General features: G+C 69.6%; 3 protein-coding genes. All 3 read right to left on the bottom strand.

From position 1 onward, the window contains the following. Window positions 1-66: 66 nt before the first annotated feature. From QZM35_RS15180 to QZM35_RS15170, 3 genes are read right to left on the bottom strand one after another with little or no spacing between them, the layout of a single operon-like run. Complete coding sequence (locus tag QZM35_RS15180; RefSeq protein WP_301776262.1) at window positions 67-9,156, bottom strand: non-ribosomal peptide synthetase; 9,090 nt, start codon at window positions 9,154-9,156, stop codon at window positions 67-69. After that, window positions 9,153-13,073 (bottom strand): amino acid adenylation domain-containing protein, encoded by a 3,921-nt coding sequence (locus QZM35_RS15175; RefSeq protein WP_301776261.1) that lies wholly within the window; start codon window positions 13,071-13,073, stop codon window positions 9,153-9,155. The genes QZM35_RS15180 and QZM35_RS15175 overlap by 4 nt, the downstream gene beginning before the upstream one ends. Then, the gene (locus QZM35_RS15170) at window positions 13,061-14,677 is read right to left on the bottom strand and encodes an MBL fold metallo-hydrolase (RefSeq protein WP_301776260.1); all 1,617 of its coding nucleotides are present in this window, start codon (window positions 14,675-14,677) and stop codon (window positions 13,061-13,063) included. Before QZM35_RS15170 ends, QZM35_RS15175 begins: the two co-directional genes overlap by 13 nt. Window positions 14,678-14,679: the final 2 nt, after the last annotated feature.

The raw sequence follows: 14,679 nt of genomic DNA, 5'->3' as shown, positions 1-14,679 counted from the left end.
TGTTCACCTGAAACAACCCGAAGCGGCGCGCACGGCGCACGCTGCTCGAACTCCGGACGATCCACATCACGTCTTCTCCTCGAGCGCGTCGTCGGCCGTGACCTCGGGCGCGCGCTTCAGGCGCAGGCCGACGCGGGCCCGTGGGCCGGCGGCGGGGGCCTCGCCGGAGAGCGGGATGCGATCGACCGGCGTGGCCGGGTCGCGGCGGAAGACGTCGTGGATCGCGAGCAGTCGATCGCGCATCGCGGCGATGGTCGACGGGCGGAACAGGTGCGTGTTGTAGATGAACTGGATCAGGTGCCGGCCTTCGCTTTCCACGACCTGGAAGGACAGGTCGAACTTGGCCGTCGTGTCCGCCGGCGAGAGGTCCGTGATGCGCAGGCCGGGCTGCGGGGCCGGCATCGACACGTGGTTCACCTGAATGTCGAAGATCGGAAAATGGCCCGCCGGGGTGCGGATCTTCAGGTCTTCCAGCAACACGTCGAACGGATAGGACGCATGCTCCAGCGCTTGCGTGGAGGCTGTCGCCACGCCGTCGATCACGTCGGCGACGGTCGAGGATGCCCGCACCGGCACGCGCAGCACGACGGTGTTGAGATACACGCCGACCTGCGATTCGAGCGGCTCGCTGTCGCGCCCGGCCGATACGCTGCCGATGACGATGTCCTCACGCCCCGTGTAGCGATGCATCAGCACGCAGAACGACGCCAGCAGCACCGCGTAGAGCGACGTATGGTGCGCGCGGGCCAGCGCGGCGAGTTCTGCCGCGTGCGGCGCCGGCAGTTCGACTTCGAGCGTCTGCCCGGCATGACCGGGCCGCTCGGGCCGTGGGAAGTCGGATGCCAGTTGCAGGCGGGGCAGCGGCGGCGCCAGTTGCGCGAGCCAGTACGCGCGATGCGCGGCGGCACGCGGACCGGATAGGCTCGCGTTGTGCCACGCGGCGTAGTCGCGATACTGGATCGGCAGCGGCGGCAGGTCGTGTCCCGCATACAGCGCATGCAGGTCGTCGGTCAGCACGCGGATCGACCACGCATCCGAGATCACGTGGTGCATGTTCAGCAGCAGCAGGTGCTTCACCGGCGAGAGCCGCACCAGCGTGACGCGAAACAGCGGCCCCGACGCGAGATCGAACGGCTGCTCGCTTGCCGCGCGAATCAGCGCATCGATCGCCTGCGGCCCGGCATCGTCCGCGAGATCGCGCTGCTCGACCCGGAAGCCGGAGGCTTCGCGGCTGAGGATGCGTTGCCGCAACTCGCCTTCGATCATCGCGAACACGGTGCGCAGGCTCTCGTGGCGATCGACCAGCAGGTCGAACGCACGGACGAGGCGCGCCGTGTCGACGGCGCCGTCCAGCTGCAGCGCGCCCGCCATGTTGTACGTGGACGGATCCGCACCGCGGCTGGCGAGCCAGATCCGCTTCTGTGCGCGGGACACCGCGTAGGACGGCTGCGCGGCCAGCGCCGGGATGAACGCGTCGTCGGCGGCAGCGCCGTCGGCGGGCATGGCCGCCAGCTTCCGCGCGAGCGCGCGCGGCGTCGGCGCATGGAAGATGTCGGCGACCGTGACGTCCCGTTTCAGTTCGCGCCGGATCCGGCTGACCAGCTGGATCGCCTTGAGGCTTTGGCCGCCCTGCTCGAAGAAATCGGCGTCGACGCCGTTCGGCCGGCGGCCGAGCACCTCGGCGAAGAAGCGCAGCAGCGCCGCTTCGACCGGCGTGCGCGGTTCGGCCGGCACGTCGTCGGGCACGGACGCGGCATCCGGGAGCGGCAGCGCGGCGCGGTTGATCTTGCCGTTCGGCATGACGGGCAGCGCCGGCAGCAGCATCACGGTGTCGGGCACCATATGCGCCGGCAGCGTGTCGCGCAGTGCGTCGCGCACGCGTGGGGGCGTCCAGCCGGTTCCCGACGCGTAGGCGCACAGGGTCATTTCGGCATCCGACGTTTCCCGGGCGACCACGACGGCGTGGGAGATGCCCGCGAGACTGGTCAGCGCGGCTTCGATTTCCCCGAGCTCGATCCGATAGCCACGGATCTTGACCTGGAAGTCGCGGCGGCCGAAGAAGTGGAGATTGCCGTCCGCGTCGAAGCAGCCGACATCGCCGGTGCGATACAGGCGCGCGCCCGGTTCCGGACTGAACGGATCGTCGCGGAACACCGCCCGCGTGCGGACTTCGTCGAACAGGTAGCCGCGCCCGACGCCGACGCCCCCGATGCAGATCTCGCCCTTGACGCCGGCCGGGCACGGATTCAGGTCGGCATCCACGACGTAGAGGCGCAGGTTCTCGATCGGCCGGCCGATCGGAATCGCCGGCCGATCCGGCGCGCGCGTCAGGCTGTAATGCGCGACGGAGTCCGACGCTTCGGTCGGCCCGTACGCGTTGATGAGCCGAACCGCCGGATTCAGGCGGAACCACGCTTGCGCGGTGGCGGGCTGCAGCGTTTCGCCGATCGTCAGTAATGTTTCGAGGTGCGGGAAGGCCGGTGTCGCGTGCCGTTCCAGTTCGCCGAGGAAGGTCGCGAGATAGGACGGCACGAATTGCATCGCCGTGATGCGGTCGCGGTGCAGGCTGTCGATCAGGCGTGCGGGCTCGAGGATCACGGCATCGGGGTAGATCACCGTCGTGCCGCCCGACGCCAGCGCCGCGAAGCACTGCCAGACCGAAATATCCGAGCAGTGCGAAGCGGTCTGGGCGACCGCGCTCCGCGCGTCGAGCCCGACCCGGCGCGCCATCGCGAGCACGTGATTGAGCATGCCGCGATGTTCGACCATCGCGCCCTTCGGCTGGCCGGTCGAACCCGACGTGAAGATCACGTAGGCGAGGTCCGCAGGCCGGCAGCGCGGCGTCGGTGCTTCGGCATCCTGATGGGCGGGCAGGCGGGCGGGATCGACCAGCGGAATCGACGCCAGCGCCGGCGGCGGCCGGCAGTCGGTGCCGACGATGAGGGCCGGCCGGGCCAGCGTCAGCAGGGTCTCGACCCGCTGGGCCGGATAGGCCGGATCGACCGGAACGTACGCCGCGCCGCACTTCCAGATGGCCAGGATCGTTTCCAGCATCAGCGGCGAGCGCGGCATCCACACGGCGATCCGGTCGTCCGGCTGCAGCGGCGCCGTCTGCAGAAGCTGCGCGGCGATCCGGTTCGCGCCTTCGACGAGCGCCCGATACGTGCGAACCTCCGTGCCGCAGCGTACCGCGATGCGCTCCGGGTGCGCGGCGGCGACGGCCTCGATCAGTTCGGGCAGCGTCCGGTCGGACGGCACCGGCGCGAACGTGTCGTTCCAGCCGAGCAGGAGGGCGTCCCGCTCGGCGGCGGTGAGCAGCGCAACGCTGCGGTTCGGCCGATCTTCCGCGCCGGCCAGGCCGGTGAGCAGGGTCTCGACATGGCGCAGCAGGCGGACGATCGTGTCGCGATCGAACCGGCCGTCGTCGTACAGCACCTGCAGCGACAGGCGCTTGCCCGGCGTCACGACCAGCGTCAGCGGGTAATTGTTCGGATCGGACACCTGGAAGGCGCCGATCCGCAGGCCGGGCAGCGCATCGGCCAGCGCTTCTTCCACCGGATAGTTCTGGAAGATGAGCAGGCTGTCGAAGAGCGGCACGCCGGGCGGCAGGCCGGCGAATTTCTGGAGGTCGGCCAGCGGATAGTGCGCATAGTCCTCCTGCTGCGCGAGATCCAGCTGCAATTGCGCCAGCCACGCGGACGTCGGGCGCGCGTCGATGCGCACCCGCACCGGCAGCGTGTTGATGAACAGCCCGACCATTTCGTCCGACGCCGGCAGCGACGCTGGGCGACCGGACACGATCGTGCCGAACACGACGTCCGATTCGCCGCTGTAGCGGCTCAGCAACTGCGCCCACGCGCCCTGCGCGAGCGTGTTGAGGGAGAGTCGACTGGTTTGCGCGAACGCGACGAGCCGTTGCGTGTCGCTTTCGGAGAGCAGCAGCGCCTCTTCCACGTACGCGCCCGGCGCGGCCGTGCCGTCGAGTTCGGGGCGACCCAGCACGAGCGGCGTCGTCGCCTGGAAATCCGCCAGCCTGGTCTTCCAGAAGCGTTCCGCGGCGGCGGCGTCCTGGCGGGCCAGCCAGCGCACGTAATCGGCGAAGGCGGGCGGCGCGTCCCGCTGCGGCGCGCCGTCGGCCGGCGGCGCCTGATAGGCGGCAGCCACTTCGCTCAGGAGGCGGGCGGAGCTCCACCCGTCGAGCAGGATGTGGTGATGGCTCCAATGGAAGCGCCATGCGTGCTCGCCCACGCGGAACAGCGCGAGCCGCATCAGCGGCGCGCGGGCAAAGTCGAAGCCGCGCGCCCGGTCCTGCGCCACGTAGGCGTCCCAGCGCTGCTCGGCCTCCGCGGCGGACACCGCGCGCAGATCCTCGTCGTGCCACGGCAAGTCGATCCGGCGATGCACGACCTGCACGGGGCTTTCGATGTCTTCCCAGTGAAACGCGGTGCGCAGGATGTCGTGCCGGTGCGCCACGGTATCCCACGCGCGGCGGAACCGTTCGACGTCGAGCGCCCCGTCGATCCGGAAATTCAGACTGCTGAAGTACGCATCCGACGCGGGTGCGTACAGGCTGTGGAACAGCATGCCCTGCTGGGTCGGTGTCAGCGGGTAGACGTCGGCGACCTCGTCCGGCCGCACCGACGCCGGCGCCTGCGGCAAGCCGGTCGCGGGCCGGGAAGAGGCGGACTGGACGGCATGGCCGGCGACCAGGGATTCGAGCGCCGCGATGTAGGCTTGCGCGACGCGCCGGATGGTGTCCGCGTCGTGGCAAGCCCGGCTGAATTCCCACGCCACGTGCAGGCGGTTGCCGGTCACGTACGCGTTGATGTCGAGCAGGTGCTCGCGCCGCTGGTTCGCATGGCGGCCGTCCCCGCTCGGCTCCGCGGCCTGTTTCCAGTCGCGTGCGGCGGTGAACAGCTGGTCGGTCTGACCCAGGTAGTTGAACTGCATGCGCGGCCGCGGAAGCGGGCCGTCGAGCCGGTCTTGCAGCAGGCCGCAGGTGATGCCCGCGTTCGGCACCGCGCGCAGTCGCGCCTTGACCGATGCGACCAGGCCGGCTGGATCGTGCGAACCGGCATCGACCGTCAGCACGACCGGGAACACGGACGTGAACCAGCCCACCGTGCGCGAGATGTCGAGCGCGTCGATCAGCTCCTCGCGCCCGTGCGCTTCGAGATCCAGCAGGACGTCGGCGCATCCGCTCCAGTCGCTGACGGCCCGCGCGAGCGCGGCCAGCAGCACGTCGTTGATCTGCGCGTCATACGCGCGGGGTGCGGCGCCCAGCAACGCCGTCGTCGCGGCTTCGCCGAGCTCGACCACGATCGTTTCGGCGGACGACACGGTATTGGCGTCGGCGGACGCCTCGCGATCGAGCGGCAGGCCGGGCAGCGCGGCACGCGCGAGGGATTGCCAATGGGCGAGGTCGGCGTCGGCGGCGCCGGAATCGGCCCAGGTCGAGATCGCCCGGGTCCAGGCGGTCCAGGTGGCGCTGCCGCCCGCGAACTCGGGTGCCTTGCCGTGGCGCAGGCGGGTATAGGCGTCGTACACGGTTTCGAGCAGCGCGCCCCACGACACGCCGTCGATCACCAGGTGATGGGCGACCAGCAGCAGGCGGAGCGAACGGCCTGCGTCCAGGCGGAACAGGTCGGCGCGCACGACGGGGCCGTCCGCGAGATTCAGGCTCGCATGCGCTTGCGCGACGTGCTGCGCGAGCTGATCGCGCGCCACGTCGGACACGACGACGGGGACGTCCGGATCGTCGACGACTTCCTGGCTCCAGCCGGACGCGCCTGCGCGAAAGCGCAGCCGCAGCGCGTCATGCCATTTGGCCGCGTGCCGCAGCGCCTGGCGCAGCAGGCCCGGATCGACATCCGCCGGCACGTCGAGCAGGACCGCCTGGTTGTACTGGTTGGGGTCGTGCTGGTGCTGCGCGAAGAAACGCTTCTGGATGGGCGTCAGCGGCAGCGGGCCGGACGACGCGACGAACTCCGCCGCGCCGACCGTGCCGCGCGTCGCCACGGCGGCGAGTTCGGCCACCGTCGGATGCTGGAAGATGAGCCGGGTGGTGAGCTTCAGGCCCGCCTTCGCGGCCAGCGACACGATGCGCATGCTCAGGATCGAATCGCCGCCCAGCGCGAAGAGGTTGTCGTGGATGCCGGGCGACGGAATGCCCAGCGCTTCGCCCCAGATGCGGCACAGCAGCGTCTCGGTGGGCGTGCGCGGCGGCGTCGGCGCGTGCGTGGTGGCGGCGAGTCGCGCGCGGTCCAGCGGCGGCAGCGCCTTGCGGTCGATCTTGCCGTTGCCGCTCAGCGGCAGCGCGTCGAGCACCACGTAGATGCCGGGCACCATGTAGTCCGGCAGCGTGGCGGACAACGCGGCGGCGATCGCGGCGTCGCTCAGCGCCGCGCCGTCGCGGAACGCGACATACGCGCACAGCGCGGCGCGGCCGGCCTCGTCGCGATAGTCGAGCGCGGCCGCCTGGCGGATTTCCGGAATGGCGGCCAGCGCGTTGTCGATCTCCCCGAGCTCGATGCGGTAGCCGCGGATCTTCAGCTGGTGGTCCTGGCGGCCGTGGAGCACGATCGTTCCATCGGGCAGGTAGCAGCCGATGTCGCGGGTGCGGTACAGGCGGGCCCCGCGCGCCGGATGGAACGGATCCTCGACGAACGCCTCCCGCGTGGCGGCCTCGTCGTTCAGATAGCCGCGGCCGACGGCGACGCCGGACACGCACAGCTCGCCGGGAATCCCGATCGGGCACAGGTTCATCTGCGGGTCGACGACGTAGAGGCGCACGTTGCGGATCGGCTTGCCGACCGGTACGTAAGGCGTGGTTGGCGCGCACGTCATGCGGTGCTGCGCGACGTCGTCGGACGCTTCGGCCGGGCCGTACGCGTTCACCAGCGCGATACCAGGGAATACGTCGAACCACTGTTTCACCAGGGCCGGGCTGACCATCTCGCCGGTGACGAGCAGGTGCCGCAGGTGCCGCATCAGCGCCGGCTGTTCCGATGCACGGTCGAGCACGGCGGACAGATAGGACGGCACCAGTTCGAGGATGCTGATCCGGGTGGTGTCCAGATACGCGACGAAACGCGCGGGATCGCGAATGCATTCGTCGTCGACGATCACGGTCTTGCCGCCGACGAGCGGCGCCGTGAAAAATTGCCAGACCGAAATATCGAAGCAATGCGGCGCGGTTTGCGCGATCACCGAATGCGCCGAGATCGAGAACTCGTCGATCTCGGCGAGCATGTGATTCAGCATGCCGGCGTGCTCGACCATCGCCCCTTTGGGCTTGCCGGTGGAGCCGGACGTGTAGATCACGTACGCGAGGCTGTCGGGCGACACGGGGCGGCCGGGATTGGTGTCGTTGTCGATTTCGGTGACGGCGTCGAGCGACACGACCGGCGCGATCCCGGCCAGCTCCGGAGGGAGGAGCCCGTCGCTGGTGATCACGAGGGCGGCGCCGGAATCCTCGAGGATGGTGCGGATGCGCGCCACCGGATAGTCGGGGTCGATCGGAACATAGGCGGCGCCGCACTTCCAGACGGCCAGGATCGCCTCCATCAGCTGGGCGGACCGGTGCATGCAGATCGCGACCAGCGTGTCCGGCCCCAGCTCGGCCGCGGCCAGCAGGCGGTGCGCGATGCGGTTGGCGCGCGCGTTCAGCTCGCCCGCGCTCAGGACGCTATCGCGGTACTCGACCGCCGGTCGCTCGGGGTGGTCCGCGGCGGCCTGCTCCAGGCGATGCACCACGGTGAGCGCGGCGTCGAACGGCACGGCGGTGTCGTTGAAGGTTTCCAGCAACTGCCGGCGTTCGGCCTCGGGCAAGATCGGCACGCGGCCGAGCAGCCGGTTCGGCTCGGCCGCGAACGCGTCGAGCGTCGCAGCCACGTGGCCCAGCATCCGCTGCATCGTGTCTTCATCGAAGCGCCGCGGGTCGAACGACAGTTCCATCTTCCAGTCGTCGCGCGCCGTCACCACGAATTCGAGCGGAATGTCGGCGCGGTTGTAGAGCTGCACCTCGTCGACCGCCAGCCCATGCGCACCATGCGTGAGCGACGCGTCGAGCGGGTAATTCATGAACGTGATGTTGCTTTCGAACAGCGGCGTCGACGGCGACACTTCGCTGCAGCGCTGGATGTCGGGCAACGGGGTGTGCTCGAACGGCGCACGGGCGGCCACGCGCGCCTGGATCATCTTCAGCCACGGCACCAGCGGCTGCCTCGGGTCGACCCGCACCCGCACCGGCACCGTGTTGATGAACAGGCCGAGCATGGCTTCGATCCCCGGCAGAGGGGCGCCCCGCCCGGACACGACCGCGCCGAACACCACGTCGGTTTCCCCGCTGTAACGCGACAGCACGAGCGCCCAGGCCGCTTGCGCGAGCGTATTGAGGGTGACGTGATGGCGGGCCGCGAATTGCCGCAGGCGCGCGCTCAGGTCGGCCGACAGGTCGGCCTGCACTTGCGCGAGGCCCTGGCCGAAGCGCTCGTCAGCGCCCGCGCGCGCGGCCGTGGGCAGCGGGGTCGGCGAGCGGAACCCTTCGAGATAGCGCGTCCAGTATTGCTGCGCGGCTTGCGGCTCGTGCTGCTGCAGCCACTGGATGTAGTCGCGATACGGGCGCACCGGCGGGAGCGCCGGCGGCACGCCGCGCGCGAGCGCGCCATACACCTGGAAGATCTCGTCGATGACGAGCGACAGGCACCAGCCATCGGCCAGGATGTGGTGGTGGCTCCAGCTGAACAGGTACGCGTCGGCGGCGACGCGCACCAGGCGACAGCGTACGAGCGGCGCGCGATCGAGCGCGAAGCCCTCGGCCAGGTCTTGTTCGAGATGCGCGCGCCAGCGTGTGCGCTGTTCGTGTTCCGGCAGGTCGCGCCAGTCGTCCTGCACCCACGGCAGCGTGGCGTGCGCGTGCACGACCTGCATGGGCTTGTCGAATTCCTCCCAATGGAACGACGTGCGCATCACCGGATGCCGATCGATGAGCTGCTGCCATGCGGCATGAAACAGCGCGGTGTCGAGGCTGCCGGTGATCCGGCAACTGAGCTGGTTGAAGCTGCTTCTCGCGCCGGGCTCGTGCACGGCATGAAAGAGCATCCCCTCCTGCATCGGGGAGAGCGCGTAGATATCGGCGATGGTCGGGGATGTCACGATTTGATCCTTGAGACGAGGGCGTCCAGCGCTGCCTGGCTGATGCGCGCGGCCGGAAAATCCGACGGGCTCAGCGCGCGCGGGCCGTCGCCGCTGGCCGCGACGATCGACAGCAGACGGCTGCGGTAGCACTGCGTCAGCTGCTCGATGACGCCGGGTGCGCAGGCCTCGCGGTTGTAGTGCCAGGTCAGGCGCAGGCGGCCGTCGAACACCATCCCGTCGATCTCGAACAGATGGCCGCGACGCGCGCGCGGGCTGTGCTCGGGGCTCTGGAAGTCGAGCACCGGCTTCCAGCCCGTGTCGTCGGCCAGCACGCGATCGACCTGGCCGAGATAGTTGAAGCGCACCGGCGCCGGCGGCTGCCGTTCCAGCGCGGCCGTGATGCCGGCGTCGCGGCCGAGGTAGCGGGCGATGCCGTAGCCGAGCCCGCGCATCGGGATCGCGCGCAGTTGCTCCTTGACGTGGCGCAGCGCGTCGACCGCCACGGTGGCGTCGCCGGCGTTGAGAAGCACCGGATAGTGGGTGGTGAACCAGCCGATCGTGCGCGACGTATCGACGCCGTCGAAGAGGTCCTCGCGGCCGTGGCCTTCGAGATCGACGACCAGCGACGCGTTGCCGGTCCAGTCGCCGAACGCGAGCAGCAGGGCCGTCAGCAGGACTTCGTTGATCTGGGTGTTGAACGCACGCGGCACGTCCTGCAACAGCGCGAGCGTCTGCTGGGCGTCGAACTCGACGACCGTCGAGCCGGCTTCGGCGCGGGTGCCGACCGGCATGTCGTCGAAGCACGCCGGCTCGCCGGCGTTCCCGTCGATCCAGTAGTCGAGCCCCAGACCGTCGAGCGCGGTCGCGCCGAGTTCGGACAGACGCGTCGACCAGTCGCGCCACGCCGTCGTCCTGGCCGGGAGCTGCACCACGTGGCCCGCTTCGAGCTGGCGGCACGCGGTGTACAGGTCTTCGAACAGGATGCGCCACGAGACGCCGTCGATCACCAGGTGATGCGCGACCACGAGCAGGCGCTGCGGCGCGTCGGGGTCGAACTGGAACAGGTGCGCGCGCAGCAGCGGCGGCGCCGACAGCGTGAAGCTCGCCTGCATGCCGGTGGCGGTCGCGAGCATCGCGGCCTCACGCGCGGCGGGTGCCGCGTCCGCCAGCGACGTGACGCCGAGCGCAATGGCCAGCGGCGGCGCCGCATGCGCTTGCTGCCACGCACCGGCGACGCGCTCGAAACTCAGCCGCAGCGCGTCGTGATGCGTCGTGACGGCCGCGAGCGCGCGCTCGATCGTGTCCGGCCGCAGCGACGCGGGCACCTCGATCATCGTCGACTGGTTGTAGTGATGCGGATCGGCGACGTCCTGCGCGAAGAACCAGTGCTGGATCGGCGTCAGCGGGGCGGGGCCGACCACCGGCTCCTGCGCGATCCGCAGCGACGGCGCCTCCGTCGCGACCCGGGCGAGCTCGGCGATGGTCGGATGCGCGAAGAACTGGTCGGCGGTGAACTTGAGCCCGACCTGCTGGGCCAGCGACATCACTTGGATGATCAGGATCGAGTCGCCGCCCAGTTCGAAGAAGTTGTCGTGCACGCCGATCGGCTCGCGGCCCAGCACGTCGGACCAGATCCTGCCCAGGCGCGCCTCGGCGTCATTGGCCGGTGCGACGTACGCGGTTTCGCTCGGCACGGGCGCCAGTTCCAGCGCGGCGAGCGCCTTGCGGTCGGGCTTGCCGTTCGGCGTCAGCGGCAGGCGTTCGAGCGTCACGATCGACGCCGGCACCATGAACTCGGGCAGACGTTCCTTCAGGTGTTCCCGCAGGCTGGCGACGCTGGCCGCAGCCGTCGCGACGCAGGCCACCAGCTGCCTGTGCTGCGGCGTGTCTTCGCGCACGAACACGATTGCGTCGGCGACGCCGGCGTGCTGCCTCAGCGCCGCCTCGATCTCGCCCGTTTCGATCCGGTAGCCGCGAATTTTCACCTGCGTGTCGCGCCGGCCGGTGACTTCCAGGTTGCCGTCCGGCAGCCAGACGCCGAGGTCGCCGGTGCGATAGAGGCGCGCGCCCGCGTCGAACGGATGATCGACGAACGCGGCGGCCGTCAGGTCGTCCCGACCGACATAGCCGCGCGCCAGTGCGATGCCGGACACGCAGATCTCGCCCGTGCAGCCCTCGGGGGCCAGGCCGCCGTGCTCGTCGAGCAGGTACAGGTGCGTGTTGCGGATCGGGCGGCCCACCGGCAGGCGGGCACCGTAGGTGACGGCCGGGTCGACCACGTAGTCCGTGATGCACACGGTTGCCTCGGTCGGGCCGTACGAGTTGTGGCACGTGCGGGTCCGGGCCAGCTCGCGCAGATCCGCCACGCGGGCGTTGTCGCCGGCGCTGATGACCCGGGTCACGGCGCCGAGCGCGGGCCAGTCGAGCGCGGCGAGATAGGCCGGCGTCGCGTTCACGGTGGTGACGCCCTGCTGCGCGATGTAGTCGACGAAACGCGGCACGTCCCGGATCACGGCGGGCTTTGCCAGCACCAGGCGCGCGCCCGCGAGCAGCGTGACGAAGATCTCCATGATCGAGCCGTCGAAGCCCGGGGAGTAGAACTGCACGAAGCGGTCGGCCGCATCGAAACCGAATGCGTCCACATGGTGCTGCGCCATGTTCAGGAGCCCTGCGTGTTCGAGCACGACGCCCTTGGGCACGCCCGTGGAGCCGGACGTGTAGATGATGTACGCCGCATCGTCCGGCCGGACCTCGACCTGCGCCGATGCCGACGCGGGTTCCAGCGTGTCGAGCTGGAAGTCGAGCGCGAACATCGGGATCGCCCAGAAGTCGGCGAGCAACGGCAGGTGTTCCGAGTGCGTCAGCAGCGCCTTGACCTTCGCATCCTCGATCATGAAGCGCAGCCGCTCCCGCGGAAACTCCGGGTCGAGCGGCAGATACACCGCGCCCGCCTTGAGCGCGCCGAGCAGGCCGACGATCCAGCGCTCGGAACGGTCGGCCACCACGCCCACCACGTCGCCGCGTTCGATCGCGTATTCCGCGAGCAGGAAGCTCGCCAGCCGGGACGCCTGGTCGTCGAGTTCGGCATAGGTCAGCGACGCGTCGGCGGTCACCACCGCGACGCTGTCCGGCGCGGCCGCGACCCGTTGCGCGAACTGTTCCAGGAAGGTGCCGTCGACCGCGACGGGTGCCGCCTGCGAACGCAGGCGCGCGCGCTCGTCGTCGTCGAGCAGCGAGACGGTGTCGAGCGGCGCATCCAGTGCGCCGAAGCCGGCCACGACGTTGCGCAGGTGCCGCGCGAGATGCTGCAGATAATGCAGCGTGAACACCGTCGGCCGGCCCGTCAGCACGATCTCGTAGCGCTCGCGATGGCGGATCTCGATCGACAGGTCGTAGTCGGCCGCTGCCCAGGCTTCGTGAAGGCCGTCGAAGCGCACGCCGACGTTGGTCGCGCGCCGTTCGCCATGCAGCTTGTGCGCGAGCGCGGCGATCGGGAAATCCTGGTACGAATAGCTGCGCTGCACCGCGTCGCGCAACTGGTTCAGGTACGCGCGAACCGAGGGGCCGGGCGCGCCGGCGTCGAGCAACGGGACGGGCTCGGCGGCGCCGCTCGCGGGTCCGGCGATCAGGGGCGGCGACGCCACGAACAGGCCGGCCGCACCGTCGTAGCGCCCCAGCACGCGGAACAGCGCGGCCAGCAGCACGACGAACGCGCCCAGCGCGTTGCCGGCGGCGAGCTTCTCCAGCACCGGCGCCGCTTCGCCGTCGAGCGCGAACGTCAGGGTCGGCTCGGGGCCGAGCGGCAGCGCGTACGCCTGCCACGCCTGCTGAAGGCGGAAGTCTTCGTCGAGGCGACCGAGCGCGTCGTTCCAGAACGCCACGTGTTCCTGGTATTGCCCGCTCGTCGAGAGCGCGTTGAGATTCAGTTCTGACAAAGCACGATCTCCCTCGTCGCGTACAGGATCTCGGACGCGATGCCCTTGGCCCGGCAGTGCGCGACGAACTGGGTGGACTGGATGTGGCTGGGCGAGTTTTCGTCGAAGGTGTTGTCGAGCAGGTGGTTCAGCCACGGCTCCTGGCCCATCGCATAGACATACGCCGCGTTGAACGCGAAATCGTCCACCAGCGCGGCGGCCTCGCCGAACTGGCAGCCCCGCGCCCGGCGCGACTGGTCGATGTCGCGCGGCAGCGCCTTCGGAAACAGCGGGCCGTAGACCCACGACGGCGGCGCGCCCTCGGTTTCCATCCCGACGAACAGCGTGTCCGGCTTGCCGGCGAGGCGGAACACATGCTCGTAGAGGCGCGGGTCCAGGTTGCACGAATCGGCGATGCACAGCACCGAGCGCGAGCCGAAGCGGATCATGAAGCTCTGCTTGCTGTGGATCGCCAGGTCGTTGTGTTCGCCCATGAACGGAATGGCGGTGATGGTGCCGCCGGGCAGCTTGATTTCCTGGGCATCCCGAACTTCCAGCACGTCGTCGAAGCCGAGCTTGCGCAACGCCAGTTCCATCGACGGATCTTGCGGAAAGCCGTCGAGATTGCGGCCGACCACCACGGTCTTGACCTTGTGGCGAAGCTGCAGCAGCGTTTCGAGGACGATGTGATCGTGATGGCTGTGCGTGATCAGCACGTAGTCGATCTGGTCCGGCAGGTCGGCGAACGTGTAGCGCGGCAGCGCGGTGTCGTAGCCGTAGCTGATCACCGGATCGATCAGGATGCTCACGCCGCGGCTCTGGATCAGCACGCACGCGTGGCCGTAGTAGCGGATGCGGATGTCGTCGCCGTCGAACGAACGATCCGGTTTCGGCGCCGGCGCCTCCTCGGTGAAGAACGAGCGGAACAGCGGCTCGTCCTGCTCCGCCACGCGCATCAGGTCGACGATCTTCGCGTAGCTGCCGGGCGTGTCGCGCATGCGGAACAGCGCGTCGAGCGCGCGGTCGTCGAACGCCATGTTGCAGAACACCGTGCGATCGTCGCGGAGCCGGGGCGTGCTGAGGATGAACGGCCGCGGCGTGTGCTCCTCGATCGCCGACAGCGCGATGCTCTGCGCATCGCGCGCATAGAACGGGCTCGCGTACAGCAGGCTTTCGAACACCCGGAAGGACGGGTTGTGGTTCAGGTCGTAGTAGATCTCGACATAGCCTTTCAACACCTCCGGAATCGCAGGGTAGAGCGGGTCCGACGCCATCCCCCTGGCCTGTTCCAGCAGCAGCGTGGAGAACGCCTTGTAGGCCTTCGCCAGTTCCAGTTGCCGGGTCGCGCGCTGGGTGGTCTGCTCGATCAGCGCGCGGATTTCGTCGACGCGCTGGCCGCCCAGGTCGAGGAACGGCCCGCCGCGCATCGCGGGATCCTTGCAGGCCGCCGCATGCATCATCGGCGATGCCGCATAGGACTTCAGCAGCGGCAGGAACCGCTCCGCCACGTTGAGGGCGGCGGTCAACGGCGGCAGCGTGTGATACCACGCGTACCAGCTGTTGATCAGCGGTTCGAACTGGATGTTGTGTCGCAGGTAGACCTGCGTGCTGGACGAAATGGTCAACG

The organism is Burkholderia sp. AU45274 (assembly GCF_030482505.1).
Classification (GTDB): Bacteria; Pseudomonadota; Gammaproteobacteria; order Burkholderiales; family Burkholderiaceae; genus Burkholderia.
This window is presented reverse-complemented; position numbering and strand designations above follow the sequence as displayed.